This window comes from Muricoccus nepalensis, assembly GCF_006438825.1.
GTDB lineage: Bacteria > Pseudomonadota > Alphaproteobacteria > Acetobacterales > Acetobacteraceae > Roseomonas > Roseomonas nepalensis.
In genome coordinates, this window is sequence record NZ_RCZP01000002.1 from 134,772 (window position 1) to 149,806 (window position 15,035).

Consider the following 15,035-nt stretch of genomic DNA (forward strand, 5'->3'; position numbering starts at 1 on the left):
CTTTCCGGTTCGCCCCTGACTTAGGTGTTCTTCGCCGCCGTTGCACCCTGCGGGCCTACGGCGCCCTCGCCGGGGGCGGCGGGAGCCTTGGGGGGCACCTTGGCCGGGGGGAGGTCCGGCTTCAGGAACAGCTCCTTCCAGCGGGAGGGCTCGACGGGGGCGGGGGCGCCCATCATCAGGTCCTCGGCCTGCTGGTTGAGGGGGAAGAGGGTGATCTCGCGGATGTTCGGCTCGTCGGCCAGCAGCATGACCATGCGGTCGATGCCCGGGGCCGAGCCTCCGTGCGGGGGGGCGCCGTAGCGGAAGGCGTTCAGCATGCCCCCGAAGCGCGCCTCCACCTCGTCGGCCGAGTAGCCGGCGATCTCGAAGGCGCGGATCATGATGTCCGGGCGGTGGTTGCGGATGGCGCCCGAGGACAGCTCGATGCCGTTGCAGACGATGTCGTACTGGAAGGCCTTGATGTCGAGCGGGTTCATGGAGTTCAGCGCCTCCAGCCCGCCCTGGGGCATGGAGAAGGGGTTGTGGCTGAAGTCGATGCCGCCCGGCTTCTCCTCGCTCGCCTCGTACATCGGGAAGTCGACGATCCAGCAGAAGCGGAAGGCGTTCTCCTCGATGAGGCCGAGCTCGTTGCCGAGGCGCGTGCGGACGGCGCCGGCGAACTTCTGGGCGTCCTCCTTCGCGCCGGCGGCGAAGAAGACGGCGTCGCCGGGCTGCAGGCCGCAGGCGGCGCGGATGGCCTCCACGCGGTCCGCCTCGAGGTTCTTGGCGATGGGGCCCTTCGCGCCGTCGGCGGCGAACTGGATGTAGCCGAGCCCGCCCGCGCCCTCGGCGCGCGCCCACTCGTTCAGCTTGTCGAAGAAGCCGCGGGGCTTGTCGGCCGCACCCGGCGCCGGGATGGCGCGGACGATGCCGCCCGAGGCCGCGATCTTCGAGAAGAGGCCGAAGCCCGAGTTCGCGAAGTGCTGCGTGACGTCCGTGATCTTCAGCGGGTTGCGGAGGTCGGGCTTGTCCGAGCCGTATTCCAGCATCGCGGTGTCGTAGGCGATGCGCGGGAAGGGGGCGGGCGTGACCGTGCGGCCGCCGCCGAACTCCTCGAAGACGCCGTGCATCACGGGCTCGATCGCCGCGAAGACGTCCTCCTGCGTCACGAAGCTCATCTCGAAGTCGAGCTGGTAGAACTCGCCGGGGGAGCGGTCGGCGCGGGCGGCCTCGTCGCGGAAGCAGGGGGCGATCTGGAAGTAGCGGTCGAAGCCCGCGACCATGGCGAGCTGCTTGAACATCTGCGGCGCCTGGGGCAGCGCGTAGAACTTGCCGGGGTGCAGGCGTGAGGGGACGAGGAAGTCGCGCGCGCCCTCGGGGCTGGACGCGGTCAGCAGCGGCGTCTGGAACTCGGTGAAGCCCTGCTCGATCATCCGGCGGCGGATGGAGGCGATGACGCCGGCGCGCAGCATGAGGTTGCGGTGCTGCTTCTCGCGCCGGAGGTCGAGGAAGCGGTAGCGGAGGCGCAGCTCCTCCGGAAATTCCTGGTCGCCGGCGACCTGGATCGGCAGGACCTCGGCCGCGGACTGGACCTCGAGGGCGGTGACGCGAAGCTCCACCTCGCCGGTCGGCAGCCGGGGGTTCACCGTGCCGCCCTCCCGCGCCACGACCTGGCCGGTGACGGTGATCACGCTCTCGGGGCGCAGGTTGTCGGCCGCCTCGAAGACGGGGGAGCCGGCGGGGACCACGCACTGGGTGAGGCCGTAGTGGTCCCGCAGGTCGAGGAAGAGCAGCCCGCCGTGGTCGCGCTTGCGGTGCACCCAGCCGGAGAGCCGGACGGTGCTGCCGGCGTCCGACGCGCGGAGCGCGCCGCAGGTGTGGGTGCGGTAGGCATGCATGGGAGGGGGCCTGATGCTGGTCGTGGTGCCGGTGGTCGTGGTGCCGGCGTCAGGCCCGCAAGAGCGGCAGGGCGGCCCGGGTGTCAACCCCGGAGGCCCTGAGGGGGCCGCGGGGGCCCCCTCCCTGGGGTCAGCGCGGCAGGGAGTCGTGCGCCGCTAGGCAGGCCATGTCGAGGATGCCGTTCACCCCCGCCGCGATGGAGAGGATCTGCGCGGGCTTGGAGAGGCCCATCAGCAGGGGGCCGATGGTGGTGGCACTGGTGAGCCGCGGGGCGGCCTTGCTGAGGATGTTGGCGGCGTGCAGCCCCGGCATCACGAGGACGTTGGCGGCGCCCGTCAGGCGGCAGAAGGGGTAGAGGGAGCGGAGCGAGGGGTCGAGGGCCACGTCCGCGGCCATTTCGCCCTCGTACTCGAAGCCGACCTCGCCGCGGGCGTCCAGCAGCTCCACCGCGTGGCGCACCGTCTCGGGGATGACGCTGCCGCGGGGGTCGCCGAAGGTGGAGAAGGAGAGGAAGGCGACCCGCGGCTCCAGCCCGAGGCGCCGGGCCTGGGCGGCGGACTGGACGGCGATCTCGGCCAGGGTTTCGGAGTCCGGGCGCTCGTGGATGGTGGTGTCGGCGATCAGCACCGTGCCGGCGCGGCGCGTCAGCATCAGCGTGAGGCCGAAGAGCACGCCGGTGCCGCCGTGGGAGGCGGGCGCGGGGTCGATGGCCAGCGTGATCTGCTTCAGGGCCGCGGAATAGGAGCGGGTGGTGCCCGTCACCATGGCGTCGGCGTCGCCCTGCGCCACCATGCAGGCGGCGAAGACGTTGCGGTCGAGGTTCACCGCGCGCTGGCCGTCCCGGAAGAGGAAGCCGCGGCGCTGCATGCGGGAGTAGATGTACTCGGCGTAGCGGTGGTTGCTGTCCGAGCGGGCGGCGTTGTGGATCTCGATGCCGTCGGGCAGCGGGATGCCGAGCGAGGCCACCGTCGCCATCACGCGCTCCTCGCGGCCGACGAGGATCGGCGTGCCGTAGCCCGCGTTGCGGAAGGCGATGGCGGCGCGGATCGTCTTCTCCTCCTCGCCCTCGGCGAAGACGACGCGGCGCGGGTTCTGCCGCACGCGCTCGGTGATCGCCTCCAGCGCGCCGCCGACGACGTCGAGCTTCTGCGCGAGGTCGCGCGCGTAGCGCTGCATGTCGAGGATCGGCTTGCGGGCGACGCCGCTGTCCATCGCGGCCTTGGCGACGGCCGGCGAGACGCGGGAGATGAGGCGGGGGTCGAAGGCGTGGGGGATGATGTAGTCGGGGCCGAAGCGGAGCCCGAGGCCGCCGCCGGCGCCCGCCACCTCCTCCGGCACGTCCTCGCGCGCCAGCATCGCGAGCGCCTCGGCGGCTGCGATCTTCATGGATTCGTTGATCGTGCTGGCGCGCACGTCCAGCGCGCCCCGGAAGATGAAGGGGAAGCCGAGGACGTTGTTCACCTGGTTCGGGTAGTCGGACCGCCCGGTGGCCACGATGCAGTCGGGGCGGACGGCCTTGGCCTCGTCGGGCGTGATCTCGGGGTCGGGGTTGGCCATCGCGAAGATGATGGGCTTGTCGGCCATGGCGCGGACCATGTCGGGCGTCACCGCGCCCTTCTTGGAGAGGCCGAAGAAGGCGTCGGCGCCCGCCAGCGCCTCGGTCAGGGTGCGGGCGCTGGTGTCGGTCGCGTGCGCCGACTTCCACTGGTTCATGCCCTCGGTGCGGCCGCGCCAGAGGACGCCCTTCGTGTCGCACATGACGATGTTCTGCGGGCGCATCCCCATGGCGCGCAGCAGCTCCGCGCAGGCGATGGCGGCCGAGCCCGCGCCGTTGATCACGAGGCTCGTCTCGCGGAGGTCGCGGCCCGTCAGGTGGCAGGCGTTGATCAGCCCGGCGGCGGCGACGATGGCGGTGCCGTGCTGGTCGTCGTGGAAGACGGGGATGTCCATGATCTCGCGCAGGCGCTGCTCGATCACGAAGCACTCGGGCGCCTTGATGTCCTCGAGGTTGATGCCGCCGAAGGAGGGCGCGAGGAAGCGGACGCAGTTGACGAACTCGTCGACATCCGAGGTGTCGACGCAGAGGTCGATGGAATCCACCTCGGCGAAGCGCTTGAAGAGCGCCGCCTTGCCCTCCATCACGGGCTTGCTGGCGACCGCGCCGAGGTCGCCGAGGCCGAGCACCGCGGTGCCGTTCGAGATGACGGCGACCATGTTACCCTTGGCCGTGTAGTCGTAGGCGAGGGACTTGTCGCGGTGGATCTCGAGGCAGGGCTCGGCGACGCCCGGCGAGTAGGCGAGCGATAGGTCGCGCGCGGTGGAGAGCGGCTTGGTGAGGCGGATCTCGAGCTTGCCGGGCTTGCCCTCGGCGTGCATCGCCAGGGCCTCCTCCCGGGTGATGCGGGCGGTGCGGGAATCCCCGCTCCCGGCTCGGCGCGCGTCGTCCATGGTCATTCCTCCCGCTCAGGCTTGCCGCCCGGCTCCCCGCTCTGGCCGCCTTATGCCCCGCGGGGCGGGCGGCGTGAAGCGCCGCGCGTGGTCAGGTCCGGCGGATGTTCCAGGGATAGGGCGTGCTGCCCTCCAGGAAGTCCGTCAGGTTGCGCCGGAAGGCGGTGCGGACGGTGAACTGGCCGAGCGGGATGGTCGCCACCTCGTCCAGCGCGAGGCGGCCCAGCGCCTCCGCGGCGCGGGCGCGGGCCGCGTCGTCGGGCGCGTCGATCCATTCCGTCGTCAGCGCCTCGGCGCGGTCGCTCTTCCACCAGCCGAACCACCCGGCCTCGCCCTGGCCCCGGATGAGGGGGGACATGGCGGGGCTGGAATAGGTGTTGGAGGAGCCGGTGGTGTGGAAGATGCTCCAGCCGCCGCGCTCCACGGGCTCGCGCGAGGTGCGGCGCTGGATGACCGTGCCCCAGTCGCTCTCGGCGAGCTCCACGTTCACGCTGATCCGGCGCAGCGCGTCCGCGGTCACCTGGCCGAGCGGGCCGATGTCCGGGTAGTCGGTCGGGTTGATGACGACGACCTTGCCGTTGCCGTAGCCGGCCTCGCGCAGCGCCGCGCGCGCGGCCTCGAGGCTGCCGGGCATGAGGTCGGGGTTGTCGCGGTAATAGGCGGTGCGCTTGGGGAAGAGGCTCCGCGAATCCGTCCAGAGGGCGGTGTCGTCGCCCTGGGCGGCCCGCATGTAGTTCTCCTGGATGACGGAGAGGCGCACGGCGCGGCGCATCCGCACGTCGTCGAAGGGCGGCTGGAGGCAGTTCAGCCGCATCAGGGCCAGCCGCCCCTCGACGTCGAGGATCTCCTGGCGGATCTCGCGGTTGCGGGCGAGCACGGGCCGGAGGTCGGACAGCGGGCGCTCCCACCAGTCCACCTCGCCGTTCGTCAGCGCGGCCGCGGCGGTGGAGGGGTCGGAGATGACGTTCCACTCGACCCGCGCCATCCGCGCGATCTTGGCGCCCGAGGCGCGCTGCGGCGGCTCCTGGCGGGGGACGTAGCCGTCGAACCGTTCGTAGACCACGCGCGAGCCCGAGTTGTACTCGCTGGCCACGAAGCGATAGGGGCCGGAGCCCGTCATCTCCGTGATGGCGCGGTTCGCGTCCTGGCTCGCCAGCCGCTCGGGCATGATGAAGCAGACGCTCGCGTCGGGCTTGGCCAGGGCGTCGAGGATGAGCGGGAAGGGGCGGCGGAGGCGGGCCTCGAAGGTCCGGTCGTCGATCGCGCGCCACTCCGCGACCGCGCGGGCGAGGAGCTGGCCGAAGGGGTCGCGCACGCACCAGCGCTGGACGCTGGCGATGCAGTCGGCGGCGCGCACGGGCTCGCCGTCGTGGAAGCGGAGGCCGTCGCGCAGGCGGAAGCGCCAGCGGAGGCCGTCGTCCAGCACCTCGTGCCCCTCGGCCATCTGCGGCCGGGGCCGGTTCGCGGCGTCGACCGCGTAGAGGGTGTCGAAGACGTAGTAGCCGTGGTTCGTGGTGACGGTCGCCGTCGTCCAGATGGGGTCGAGGCTGCTGAGATTGGCTTGGGGCACGAAGCGGAGCGGGGCGGCGCGCGCCCCTTGGGAGAGGGCCGGCGACGCCAGGGCCGGGCCCGCGGCCAGCGCCGCGCCGCCTCGGAGCAGGGTTCGACGATCCATCCCGTTCTCTCCCGCGTGGTCCGGCCGGGCGGTCCCGGCTCCTCCGCTAAAAGCCTGCGCCCGGGCCGCCACCCCTGGCAAGCGCCGGGGCCGGCGCGGGGCGCGCAAGCGCTGGACCGATCCCCTCGCCGCACTTACGACTGGGCGCCATGAACGCCGCGCCGCCCCTCCCGCACGACCTGCCCCGGGCCGAGGGCGCCACCCCCGCCATGGCGCAGTGGTTCGCCGCCAAGGCCGCCCATCCCGACGCCCTGGTCTTCTTCCGCATGGGCGACTTCTTCGAGCTCTTCTTCGCCGACGCCGTGACCGCCGGCGAGGCGCTGGGCCTGGCCGTCTCGCACCGGGGCGAGCACGGGGGGCGGCCCGTCCCCATGGCCGGCGTGCCCGTGCACGCGATGGAGGCCTATCTCGCCCGCCTCATCCGCCGGGGCTTCCGGGTCGCGATCTGCGAGCAGATGGAGACGCCCGAGGCCGCCAAGGCGCGTAAGGCCCCGGCCGTCCGGCGGGAGGTGGTGCGGGTCGTCACCCCGGCGACGGTGACCGAGGAATCGCTGCTCGAGGGCGCGCGCCCGTCCTGGCTGCTGGCGCTCGCGCCCGAGGGCGGGGAGCGGGTGGGGGCCGCCTGGCTCGACGTCTCGACCGGCCAGGTCTGCACCGAGAGCCTTGCCGCCGCGGAGCTCGGCGCCCTCCTCGCGCGCCTGGAGCCGGCCGAGGTGCTGGCGCCCGAGGCGCTGGCCGCCGGCGACGCCCTGACGCCGCTCGGCGGCACGGTGCGCGAGGTGGCGCCGCCGCGGGACGGCGGGCGCGTCGCGGCCGAGGCCTGGGGGGTGGCGAGCCTGGCCGCCTTCGGCGCCTTCACCGAGGGCGAGGCGGCGGCGCTGGCCATGGCGCTCGACTACGTCCGCGCCACCTCCGGCGGCACCCTGCCGCGCCTCGCCCCGCCGGAGTGCCGGGGCGGGGAGGGGACCCTGCGGATGGACGCGGCGACGCGCCGGAGCCTTGAGATCCTCAAGGCCGAGCGCGGCGGCAAGGACTGCCTCCTCGGCGCCGTGGACCGCACCCTGACGGCGGCCGGCGCCCGCGAGCTGGCGGCCCGGCTGGCCATGCCGCTCGCCGAGGCGGAGCCGGTCGCGGCCCGGCACGACGCCGTCGCCTTCCTGCTGGCCGCCGACGCCGTGCGGGGGGCGCTGCGGGAGGCGCTGCGGGGCGCGCCCGACATGGCCCGCGCCCTCGGCCGCCTCTCGGTGGAGCGCTTCTTTCCCCGCGACCTGGCCGCGCTGCGGGACGGCCTCGCCCGCGCCGAGGCGATGCGGGACGCGATCGCGGGCGCGGAGGGGGTGCCGCCCGTGCCCCCGCTGCTGTCGCACGCCGCCGAGGCGCTGGTGCCGCAGGGCTCGCCGCGGGCGGAGCTCGCCCGGGCGCTCGCCGCTGAGCTGCCGGCCCGGCTGGAGGAGGGCGGGGTGGTCGGCCCCGGCTACGACGGGGAGCTGGACGCGCTGCGGCGCCTCCGGGACGACGCGCGCGGGGCCATCCTCGCGCTCCAGATGGACCTCGCCCAGGCCTGGGGGGTGGCCAGCCTCAAGATCCGCCACCACCAGCAGCTCGGCTTCCTGGCCGAGGTGCCCTCGGCCGCGGGCGAGACCCTGCTGCGCGCCAAGCCCGCGCCGGGGCCGATGGCGCCGGTCCACCGCCAGAGCATGGCCAGCGCCCACCGCTTCACCTGCGGGGCGCTGTCCGACCTCGACCGCAAGCTCTCCCAGGCGCGGGACGAGGCGGCGCGGCGGGAGGCGGCGGTGGTGCGGCACCTGCGGAAGCTTTGCCTGGAGGCCGCGCCCGGCATCGCCGCCGCGGCGCGGGCGATGGCGGAGCTCGACGTCCATGCGGCCTCGGCGGAGCTCGCGGCCGGGGGCGGCTGGTGCCGGCCCGAGATGACGGAGCGGCCGGACTTCTGCGTCGCGCAGGGGCGGCACCCCGTGGTGGAGGCGGCGCTGCGGCGGAGCCGGGGGCCGGCCTTCGTGCCGAACGACGCCGACCTCTCCCCCGGGCGGCGCCTCTGCCTGCTGACCGGGCCGAACATGGCCGGCAAGTCCACCTATCTCCGCCAGAACGCGCTGATGGTGGTGCTGGCCCAGGCCGGGCTCTACGTGCCCGCCGAATCCGCGCGGATCGGGCTCGTGGACCGGCTCTTCTCCCGCGTCGGCACGGCGGACGACATCGCGGGCGGGCGCTCCACCTTCATGGTGGAGATGAGCGAGACGGCGGCGGTGCTGAACCAAGCGGGGCCGCGGAGCTTCGTGGTGCTGGACGAGGTCGGGCGCGGCACGGCCACCTGGGACGGGCTGGCCATCGCCTGGGCGGTGCTGGAGGCGCTGCACGACCGGCTGCGGTCCCGCACCCTGTTCGCGACGCATTTCCACGAGCTGACGGCGCTGGCCGGGAAGCTGCCGGAGCTGGCGCCCGCCGCCATGAAGGTGCGGGAGCACCGGGGGCAGGTGGTGTTCCAGCACCTCGTGGGGCCGGGCGCCTCGGAGCGTTCCTGGGGCCTGCACGTCGCGCGGCTGGCGGGCGTGCCGCGCGAGGTGGTGGGGCGGGCCGAGGTGGTGCTGGCCTCGCTGGAGGAGCGCGCGCGGGGGCTGGACCCCCTCTCGGGCGAGCTGCCCCTCTTTGCCGCCGCCCCGGCGCCGCGGCCGCAACCGCCGGTAGAAGAGGATCCGCTGCGGGCCGCGCTGGAGGGGCTGGATCCTGATGCGATGGCGCCACGGGAGGCCCTGGAGGCGCTGTACCGGCTGAAATCCTTGCTGCCGGGCCACAGGGTGGCTGTTGCGCCGCAGGAGGACTCCTTATCTTCGGTCGGATGAACACCGCTGCCCTCGGCGAAGCCGAAGCACCCTTCGCGCCGCAGATCGGGTTTGGCGGGGCGGGGCTGGAAGGGCTCGCCGCCTCGCCGCCGCCCGCGCGCGACGAGGCGCTGGCGCTGCTGCGGCGGCACCTCAGCCGCATCCAGGGCGGCATGCAGGAGCGCTTTGAGCGGGAGAGCCTGGCGGGGCTGGTGGCCGCGCGGGCGCTGGCCGCCGAGATGGACGGGCTGATCGCGGGCATCCTGCGCTACAGCCTCGTGGCCACCGGCGTGCCGGCGGGCTCCTCCCCTTTCGCGCTCGCCGCCACGGGCGGCTACGGGCGCGGGACGCTGGCGCCCTATTCCGACATCGACCTCCTCTTCGTCTCCGACGCGCCGCTGGAGGCCCAGGGGCGGCGGGCGGTCGAGTTCATGCTCTACCTCCTGTGGGACCTCGGCGTGAAGGTCGGGCACGCGACCCGCTCGGTCGCCGAGTGCCTGGTGGACGCGCGGGCCGACACGACCGTGCAGACGGCGCTGCTCGACGCGCGCTTCCTGGAGGGGGACCAGGCGGTCTACGAGCGCTTCCACGAGGCCTACGCGGCGGCGCGGGCGGAATGGGGCCTCGCGCAGTTCCTCCACGCGAAGCAGATCGAGCGCGGCCTGCGCCACGCCCGCTACGGCGACAGCCCCTACCTCGTGGAGCCCCACATCAAGGAGGGGCGCGGCGGGCTGCGCGACCTCCAGACGATGTACTGGATCGCGCGCTACGCCTTCGACGTCGAGAAGATGTGGCAGCTCGTCGGGCCCGACAGCCCGGGCGGCGGGCTGCTGACGGCGCAGGAGGCGCGGGCCTTCCGCCGCGCCTGGTCCTTCCTCTGGACCGTGCGCTTCCACCTCCACTACGTCACCGGGCGCGCCGAGGAGCGGCTGACCTTCGACCTGCAGCCCGTGGTCGGCGCCCGCATGGGCTACACCCGCCACGGCAAGCAGGACGGGGTGGAGCGCTTCATGAAGCACCTCTTCCTCACCGCGCGCGAGGTGGTGCGGCTCAAGCGGCTGCTCGAGCCCGCGGTGGAGCGGGCGGCGCTGGGGATGCCGGCGCTGCAGCCCGCCCCCGACAGCGCGATGAAGCGCGACGGGCTGACGCTCGCCGACGGCAAGATCCTCTTCGCGCCGAGCCACGACATCGCGGCCGACCCCGCGGTGATGCTGCGCCTCGTGCGCACCGCGCGCGACCGGGGGCTCGAGATCCACCCGCTGGGGCTGCGCGCCCTCATCCGCAACGCGCGCTACGCGGCGCGGCTGCGCGGCCAGGAGGCGGCCAGCACCCTCTTCCTCGACATCCTCACGGGGAAGAACAGCGCGCACTGGCTGCGCGCGCTGAACGAGGCCGGCGTGCTGTCCCGCCTGGTGCCGGAATGGGCGCGCATTGTCGGGCTGATGCAGTTCGACACCTACCACGTCTTCACCGTGGAGGAGCACACGATCGAGGCGGTCGGCGTGATGAACGCCCTCGAGCGCGGGGAGCTGGACACGATCGCGCCGGTGGCGTCCGAGCTGGTCGGGCAGCTCCAGTCCCGCCGCGCGCTCTACGCGGCCATCCTGCTGCACGACATCGCCAAGGGGCGCGGCGGCGACCACTCCGAGCTCGGCGCCGGCATCGCGCAGGAGCTCTGCCCGCGCCTGGGCCTCTCGCCCGAGGAGACGGAGACGGTCTCCTGGCTCGTGCTGAACCACCTGCTGGTGAGCCAGACGGCCTTCAAGCGCGACATCGACGACCCCAAGACCATCCTCGACCTCGCCGAGGTCGTGCAGTCGCCGGAGCGGCTGCGGCTGCTGCTCGTGCTGACGGTCTGCGACATGCGGGCGGTCGGGCCGAAGGTCTGGAACGGCTGGAAGGCGACCCTGCTGCGGGAGCTCTACTGGCGCGTGGCGGAGGTGCTGGCGGGCGGCCTCTCGGTGCCCGAGCGCGACGTGCGCGTGGCGCGGGCGAAGGAGGCGGCCGCCGCGGCCCTCTCCTTCCGCCCGGCGGCGGAGGTGGAGCGCTTCCTCTCGCTCGGCTATCCCGGCTACTGGCTCTCCTTCGACCCCGAGACGCACGCGCGCCACGCGGCGCTGATCCGCGACTCCGAGAGCACGGGCGCGCCGCTGACGGTGCGGACCGAGGTGCTGGAGGACCGCGCGGTCACGGAGGTCACGGTCCACACCGCCGACCATCCCGGCCTGTTCAGCCAGATCGCGGGCGCGCTGGCGGTGGGCGGCGCCTCCATCGTGGACGCGCGGATCCACACCATGACCAACGGCATGGCGCTCGACACCTTCTGGGTGCAGGACGCGGGGGGCGGCGCGCTGGACGCGCCGCACCGCCTCGCGCGGCTCTCGGTAATGATCGAGCAGGCGCTGTCGGGCCGGATGCGGATCAACGACGAGATCAAGAAGGTCAAGCGCGAGCCCGCGCGGCTCCGGGCCGTGACGGTGCCGCCGCGCGTGGTCATCGACAACCACGCGAGCAACACGCACACGGTGGTCGAGGTGAACGGGCGCGACCGGCCGGGGCTGCTGCACGACGTGACCGCCGCCCTCTCCGCCCAGGGCGTGCAGATCGCCTCCGCCCATGTCACGACCTACGGCGTGCGGGCGGTGGACGTCTTCTACGTGAAGGACCTCTTCGGCCTCAAGATCGAGAACGAGCGGAAGCTGGAGGGGCTGCGGCGGGCGGTCCTGGCCGCGCTGGGGACGGAGGCGGCGCCGGCCGCCTGAGGCGCGGCCCGCCCTAGCGCCGCGCGCGGAGGAGCGCCGCGGCGGAGAGAAGGATGGCCGCGATGAGGACGCCCGCGGCGACGAGGCCGGCGGGCGTCGCGCGCGCCGTGGCCCGGAGGGTGCCGGCCGGGCCGAGGCGGAGCTCCAGCTCGGCGCGCATCTCCTCGGGGTGGGATGGCGGGCTGCCCATCGGCTGGTTCTCCATGGCGGCGGGAGGGTCCTTCCGTCGGCGGGTCAGCCGAGCATGCGGCCGATCACCTGCGCGGTGTAGTCCACCACCGGGATGACGCGCCCGTAGTTGATCCGCGTCGGCCCGATCACGCCGATGGCGCCGACGATCCGCTCCTGCCCGTTGCGGAAGGGGGCGACGACCATGGAGAGCCCGGCCGTGTCGAAGACGCCGCTCTCGGCCCCGATGAAAATCTGCACGCCCTGGCCGCGCTGGGCGAGCTCCAGCAGGCGCAGCATCGTCTCCTGCGCCTCCAGCCGGTCGAACAGCGACTGGATCTCGGCGACGCGGGCGGCCTGGTCAATGTTCTGCAGCAGCCGGGACTGGCCGCGCAGGATGAGCGAGCCGCCCCCGCCGCCCGCCCAGGTCGCGAGGCCGGACTGGACCACCTGGTTCGTCAGGGCATCCAGCGCCGTGCGGTTCGCCGCGATCTCGGAGGAGACGAGGTGGCGGGTGTCCTCCAGCGTGCGGCCGTTGAGGCGGGCGTTGAGGTAGTTGCCGGCCTGGGCCAGGGCGCCGGCGGGAAGGCCGGGGGGCACCTCGATGATGCGGTTCTCGACCTGCCCGCGCTCGCCCACCAGCACCACCAGGGCGCGGCCGGGGCCCAGCGCCACGAACTCGATGTGGCGCACGGCCGATTCGGCGCTCGGCGCGACGACGAGGCCGGCGGCGCCGGCGAGGCCCGAGAGCATCTGCCCGGCCTCGGCCAGCGTGTCCTGCATGGAGCGGCCGGAGGCGGCGCAGCGGGCCGAGATCGCCTCGCGCTCCTCGTCCGTCAGGTCGCCGAACTCGAGCAGCCCGTCCACGAAGAGGCGCAGCCCGCGCTCGGTGGGCAGGCGGCCGGCGGAGGTATGGGGGGCGTAGAGGAGCCCCGCCTCCTCGAGGTCGGCCATGGCGTTGCGGATGGTCGCGGGCGAGAGGGAGAGGGGGAGGCGGCGCGACAGGGTGCGGCTTCCCACGGGCTCCCCGGTCTCGACATAGAGTTCCACCACCTGGCGGAGGATCGAGGCGCTGCGCGTGTCGAGGCCCGGCAGATGGCCCGCCGCGGAGATGCTGCGCGCGGCGGTGAGGCCGGGTCGCTGGTTGGGCTGGGCGCCCATTCGTTCGCGGGTCTCCTGTGACCGTGGGTGAATCCGTAAGCTAGGTAGAGGGGCGAGGGGCGTCAACGCGGCGCGGCCGGGAGGGGCACCCCCCTGGAACGCGCGACGGGCCGCGGCGCCCGCGCTTTCCAGCCCCACCAACGCTTTGTTCGGGGTTTGTGATGTTCTGTTAAGTCTTCCGCAAGCCGTCCCTGCCACAATACGTCACACCCGCGACATTGTTCCGTCGCGAGACCCATGCCCAATGAGGTGGCAATGCGGAGGCCGCCATGGGCGACACACGCGACGGACACGGACGCAAGCGGGGACTGCCCTCGGTCGGGGCCTGGGCCGCGATGCTGACCCTGTGGCTCCCCCCGCCCGAGGCAGGGGCCGCCGCGCAGGGCGCCGCCCGCCCGGTCGCGGTCCTGCCCGCCCCGGCGGGGCCCGGCTGCCTCGCGCCCTCGGCCCCGGCCGGCGGGCTGGCCGCCCCGGCCTGCGGCGGAAGCGGGACGGAGCGGCCGCCGGCGGGGTGACGCCCGCGGCGCGACCGCCGCCCGGGCCGGACCCTTCTCGTTGACAGGGGTGGGGCCGGGCGTGTTCCTCCCGCCTCCGTCGCGAGAGAGAGCCGCCGCATGTCCCACTCCCCGCCCGGCCGGAACGCCGGCAAGGCCACCGGAACCGCCTTCGGCGCCGCCCTCGGCCAGGCGCTCGGGATCGAGCCCGGCGCCCGGCTGCCCGGCCGCCCCTCCGGCCGCGCGCCCGACCAGCTTCGCGCCCTGACGCTCGAGCCCGGCTTCGCCCGCCACGCGGAGGGGTCCTGCCTCGTCCGGATGGGGGTGACGGAGGTGCTCTGCACCGCCAGCGTCGAGGGGCGGGTGCCGGGCTTCATGCGCGGCAAGGGCCAGGGCTGGGTGACCGCCGAGTACGGCATGCTCCCGCGCGCGACCCACACGCGGGGCGAGCGGGAGGCGGCGCGCGGCAAGCAGTCCGGCCGCACGCAGGAGATCCAGCGCCTGATCGGCCGCAGCCTGCGCGCCGTGACGGACCGCGCGGCCATGGGCGAGATGACCATCACCCTCGACTGCGACGTGCTGACGGCCGATGGCGGCACGCGCTGCGCCGCCATCACCGGGGCCTGGGTGGCGCTGCACCTCGCCTTCCAGCACCTCCGCCGCAACAACATCCTCGCGCGCGACCCGCTGGTGGACCAGGTGGCGGCCGTCTCCTGCGGGATCCACGACGGCGTGCCGGTGCTCGACCTCGACTACGCCGAGGACAGCGCGGCGGGCACGGACGGCAACTTCGTCCTCACGGGCAAGGGCGGCCTCGTGGAGGTGCAGGCGACGGCCGAGGGCGCCCCCTTCTCCGAGGCGGAGCTGACGGGGCTGCTGGGGCTGGCGCGGAAGGGGGCGGCGGAGCTCTTCGCGGCGCAGCGCGCGGCGGTGGGGCTGTGAGCGGGGCGCGCCGCCCGCTTCGCGAGAAGCGGCTCCTCCTGGCCACGCACAACGCCGGCAAGGCGCGCGAAGTGGCGGCGCTGCTGGCCGAGCACGGGATCGACGTGGTCACGGCGGGCGCGCTCGGCCTGCCCGTGCCGGAGGAGACCGAGACGAGCTTCATCGGCAACGCCACGCTCAAGGCCCTGGCCGCGGCGCGGGCGGGGGGGATGGTCGCGCTGGCCGACGATTCGGGCTTCTCCGTCGCCGCCCTGGACGGGGCGCCGGGAGTCTACACCGCGGACTGGGCGGAGCGGCCGGACGGCACGCGGGACTACGCCGCGGCCATGGCGAAGGTCGAGCGGCTCGCCCGGCACTCCCCGAATCGCCGCGCCTGGTTCTCCTGCGCGCTGGCGATCGCCTGGCCAGACGGGCATGTCGAGGCCTTCCTCGGCGAGGCGCCCGGCGGGTGGGTCTGGCCGCCGCGCGGCGAGACCGGCTTCGGCTACGACCCGATGTTCGTGCCGGAGGGGGAGACCCTGACCTTCGCGGAGATGGAGCCCGCGCGGAAGCACGCCATCAGCCACCGCGCGGCGGCCTTCCGGCTTCTCTCGACGGCCTGCCTGCCGGCGGGCTGAGCGGGGCCGGGGCGCCCGGCGGGGGCGGTTAACCCGGCCTTGATGGTCATCGG

The 15,035-nt window shown here is 74.2% G+C and carries 10 protein-coding genes; 5 read left to right on the forward strand and 5 right to left on the reverse strand.

Features of this window, described 5'->3' with window-relative positions:
- Window positions 1-20 precede the first annotated feature (20 nt).
- The 3 genes from aspS to EAH89_RS02910 form a co-directional block, all read right to left on the reverse strand.
- The gene (gene aspS / locus EAH89_RS02900; protein WP_140881277.1) at window positions 21-1,877 is read right to left on the reverse strand and encodes an aspartate--tRNA ligase; all 1,857 of its coding nucleotides are present in this window, start codon (window positions 1,875-1,877) and stop codon (window positions 21-23) included.
- Between the two features lie 130 nt (window positions 1,878-2,007).
- Entirely contained in the window at window positions 2,008-4,326 is a 2,319-nt protein-coding gene (locus tag EAH89_RS02905) for an NADP-dependent malic enzyme (RefSeq protein ID WP_140881278.1), read from the reverse strand.
- A 91-nt stretch (window positions 4,327-4,417) separates the two neighbouring features.
- The gene (locus tag EAH89_RS02910; protein ID WP_140881279.1) at window positions 4,418-6,001 is read right to left on the reverse strand and encodes an ABC transporter substrate-binding protein; all 1,584 of its coding nucleotides are present in this window, start codon (window positions 5,999-6,001) and stop codon (window positions 4,418-4,420) included.
- A gap of 149 nt (window positions 6,002-6,150) precedes the next feature.
- On the opposite strand from EAH89_RS02910, the gene mutS reads away from it, so the two are divergent.
- Entirely contained in the window at window positions 6,151-8,859 is a 2,709-nt protein-coding gene (gene mutS, locus EAH89_RS02915) for a DNA mismatch repair protein MutS (RefSeq protein ID WP_140881280.1), read from the forward strand.
- Window positions 8,856-11,600 carry a [protein-PII] uridylyltransferase gene (locus EAH89_RS02920; RefSeq protein ID WP_140881281.1) on the forward strand — a complete coding sequence of 915 codons (2,745 nt, stop codon included), beginning with the start codon at window positions 8,856-8,858 and terminating at the stop codon, window positions 11,598-11,600. Before mutS ends, EAH89_RS02920 begins: the two co-directional genes overlap by 4 nt.
- 13 nt (window positions 11,601-11,613) lie before the next feature.
- Here the strand turns inward: EAH89_RS02920 and EAH89_RS02925 are convergent, their stop codons facing one another.
- The gene (locus EAH89_RS02925) at window positions 11,614-11,805 is read right to left on the reverse strand and encodes a hypothetical protein (RefSeq protein WP_140881282.1); all 192 of its coding nucleotides are present in this window, start codon (window positions 11,803-11,805) and stop codon (window positions 11,614-11,616) included.
- A 29-nt stretch (window positions 11,806-11,834) separates the two neighbouring features.
- Complete coding sequence (hrcA, locus tag EAH89_RS02930) at window positions 11,835-12,929, reverse strand: heat-inducible transcriptional repressor HrcA (protein WP_140881283.1); 1,095 nt, start codon at window positions 12,927-12,929, stop codon at window positions 11,835-11,837.
- Window positions 12,930-13,198: 269 nt separating this feature from the next.
- Here hrcA and EAH89_RS02935 point away from each other — a divergent pair, with 269 nt between their 5' ends.
- The 3 genes from EAH89_RS02935 to EAH89_RS02945 all read left to right on the forward strand — a co-directional run bounded on the left by EAH89_RS02935 (window position 13,199) and on the right by EAH89_RS02945 (window position 14,982).
- Window positions 13,199-13,444 (forward strand): hypothetical protein, encoded by a 246-nt coding sequence (locus EAH89_RS02935; RefSeq protein WP_140881284.1) that lies wholly within the window; start codon window positions 13,199-13,201, stop codon window positions 13,442-13,444.
- A 99-nt stretch (window positions 13,445-13,543) separates the two neighbouring features.
- Window positions 13,544-14,365, forward strand: a complete 822-nt coding sequence (gene rph / locus EAH89_RS02940; RefSeq protein WP_140881285.1) for a ribonuclease PH — start codon at window positions 13,544-13,546, stop codon at window positions 14,363-14,365.
- Window positions 14,362-14,982 carry a non-canonical purine NTP pyrophosphatase gene (locus tag EAH89_RS02945; protein WP_140881286.1) on the forward strand — a complete coding sequence of 207 codons (621 nt, stop codon included), beginning with the start codon at window positions 14,362-14,364 and terminating at the stop codon, window positions 14,980-14,982. Before rph ends, EAH89_RS02945 begins: the two co-directional genes overlap by 4 nt.
- The last annotated feature ends 53 nt before the right edge of the window (window positions 14,983-15,035 follow it).